This is a genomic window from Albidovulum sp., from assembly GCF_049646345.1.
GTDB lineage: Bacteria > Pseudomonadota > Alphaproteobacteria > Rhodobacterales > Rhodobacteraceae > Albidovulum.
The window spans coordinates 1-2,722 of sequence record NZ_JBARVQ010000694.1 but is presented as its reverse complement, the minus strand read 5'-3'; the positions used below and the strand labels follow the sequence as shown (position 1 = coordinate 2,722).

Annotated in this window: 3 protein-coding genes and 1 pseudogene; 2 read left to right on the top strand and 2 right to left on the bottom strand. The window is 62.9% G+C overall.

The features are described from left to right. Positions 1–351 (top strand): annotated as a pseudogene (locus tag WBB85_RS18105) (transcriptional regulator); the annotation flags it as partial. 64 nt (positions 352–415) lie between these two features. On the opposite strand, the gene WBB85_RS18100 reads toward WBB85_RS18105, so the two are convergent. Next, positions 416–619, bottom strand: coding sequence for a hypothetical protein (locus WBB85_RS18100; protein ID WP_432639991.1), 204 nt, complete (start codon positions 617–619; stop codon positions 416–418). Between the two features lie 143 nt (positions 620–762). Further along, positions 763–1,119, bottom strand: a complete 357-nt coding sequence (locus WBB85_RS18095) for a hypothetical protein (protein ID WP_432639990.1) — start codon at positions 1,117–1,119, stop codon at positions 763–765. 145 nt (positions 1,120–1,264) lie between these two features. Between WBB85_RS18095 and WBB85_RS18090 the strand changes: the two genes are divergently transcribed. Then, complete coding sequence (locus WBB85_RS18090) at positions 1,265–2,698, top strand: FAD-linked oxidase C-terminal domain-containing protein (protein WP_432639989.1); 1,434 nt, start codon at positions 1,265–1,267, stop codon at positions 2,696–2,698. Positions 2,699–2,722 lie beyond the last annotated feature (24 nt).

Below are 2,722 nucleotides of genomic sequence, written 5' to 3'. Positions count from 1 at the left end.
CGGGTCTGCTATAACCATCTGGCGGGCGACATGGGCATCCGGCTTTACGACTGCTTCGTCGCGCAGGGCTATCTTGGCCGGGACGGCGAGGCGTTGATCCTGACAGCGGCAGGCGCCGCTTTTGCTCGCGATTTTGGCATAGATGTGGATGCACTGGGTCGGGCGCGTGCACCGCTTTGCCGCGATTGTCTGGACTGGAGCGAACGGCGCGCACATCTGGCGGGCAGTCTTGGCCGGGCGCTTCTGGCCCGGATTGAGGAGCTTGGCTGGGCCCGCCGCGATCGTGCAACGCGGGTGGTGCACTTCTCGGATCACGGCGAAATGCAGTTTGCCGCAATGGTCGGTGGCTGACCTATGAAGCACAAAAAAACCCCGGCGGTACCGCCGGGGGTGGTGTTCCGTGATGTTCCGGTCGTCAGACGGGTACGTTATCCCACAGACTGTCGGGGTCGCTGGCTGTATCAACCACAACCTTAAGGTGCGCGCGCCGCGCAGGCGTTGACAGGGGGGCACCGAGCCGGTCGCGCAGCATGCGCTTCAGCTCTTCTGCGCGATCGGGCCTTGCCAGCAGGTCTTCGACGAACACATCAATATCGTCGTGGCGTTTCGCCTGGCTCATGACATCCTCCCGGGATCGTTGCGTTTTTTTGGTGCAATGGTGGCTGCGGAGGGAATTGTAACACAACCGGAGCGATTCTCTCCATGTGAATGTCCAGAAAAATTGACGTAGCGTCAGTCAAGTGGCGTCTTCCCGCCGAAGGGTCAGCCGGGCAGGTCGAGCCGGGTGGCACTGCCGACCCAGCCGTCAAGGGTACAGCGGGGGCGGATCAGCACATAGGCAAGCCCGTCGGGGATCGCCACGCCCGAAAGCGAGCGGGTGAAGGGCTGTTCCTCGATATGGGGATGGGTCAGCTCGCGGTAGCCGAGCCGTGTTCCGTCGGGAGAGAGGACCTCCCAGCCACTGGCATAGTGATCCCAGCCGGTATCGGGATGGGCGAGCGTGACCGAGATGGTCCAGCCCGCGCCCTGATGGACTGCCTCGGCAGCAACGACATCGGGCGCATCGGCGAAGGCCGGACTGGCGGCGAGGGCGGCGACAAGAATCCCGGGTCTGATCATGGGCACAGACTGCCACGACCGCGCTGATATGGGTATCACTTTGCTGTGCGGTGCGTGCGGATATACCGGGCATGTGCGGATGGGCAATCATTTGGTTGCGCGGGCGATAAATTGGTTATAATTAATTACCAATTCGGAGATTAATATGCACCTCCCTGACCCCGACCCGACCATCATCGCACGGCGTGCGGAAATTGTCGCCGGTTTGCGGCAGGTCTTGCCATTTGATGCGGTGATCGACGATCCGACCGAGACGCGGGCCTATGAATGCGACGCGCTCGCGGCTTATCGCTGCCCACCGCTGGCGGTCGTCCTGCCAAGATCGACCGAGGAGGTGGTGGCGGTGCTGAAGACCTGTCACGCCAAAGGGGTGCCGGTGGTGCCGCGCGGTGCGGGCACGTCGCTTGCTGGCGGAGCGCTGCCCACGGCGGATGCCGTGATCCTGGGCATCGCGCGGATGAACCACGTGCTGGAGGTCGATTATGCCGACCGTTTCATCCGGGTGGAAGCAGGGCGGACTAATCTGTCGGTGACCGGCGCGGTCGAGGCGGATGGTTTCTTCTACGCGCCCGACCCCTCATCGCAGCTTGCCTGCGCCATTGCCGGCAATATCGCGATGAATTCGGGGGGCGCGCATTGCCTGAAATACGGCGTGACGACGAACAACCTCTTGGGCGTGACCATGGTGACGATGGACGGCAGGGTGATGGAGATCGGCGGCGCGTTCATGGATGCGGGTGGTTATGACCTGTTGGGTGTCGTCTGTGGCTCTGAAGGGCAGCTTGGTGTGGTGACCGAGGCCACGTTGCGCATCCTGCCGAAACCCGAAGGCGCGCGGCCGGTGCTGATCGCCTTCACCTCGAACGAGGTGGCGGGGGCTTGCGTCGCCGATATCATCAAGGCGGGCGTCCTGCCCGTGGCGATCGAGTTCATGGACCGCCCCTGCATCCGCGCCTGCGAGGATTTCGCGCATGCGGGCTATCCCGATTGCGAGGCGCTTCTGATTATCGAGGTCGAGGGGGCGGAGGCCGAGATCGACGAGCAACTCGGTCTGATCCGCGAGATTGCCATGCGTCACGATCCGCAGGAGTTCCGCGAGGCCGCGTCAGAAGAGGAGGCGAGGAAGATCTGGCTGGGCCGTAAATCAGCTTTCGGCGCGATGGGGCAGATCAACGATTACATGTGTCTTGACGGGACGATCCCGGTATCCTCGCTGCCGTATGTGCTGAAACGGATTGGCGAGATGAGCCGCGAATTCGGGCTGGATGTCGCCAATGTCTTCCATGCAGGCGACGGCAATATGCATCCCCTGATCCTTTACGATGCCAACACGCCGGGCGATCTGGAAACCTGCGAGGCGTTCGGGGCGGCGATCCTGAAGCTTTGTGTCGAGGTGGGCGGATGTCTGACCGGCGAGCATGGCGTGGGGATCGAGAAGCGCGATCTGATGGACGTGCAATACGATCCGGCCGATCTGGAGGCGCAGATGCGGGTGAAGGATGTTTTCGATCCGGCCTGGCTGCTCAATCCCGCCAAGGTGTTTCCGTTGAAAGTGAGCGCGGGCCGCCGCGCGGCCTGAGAGGGCGGGCCGGGGGTTTTGCAC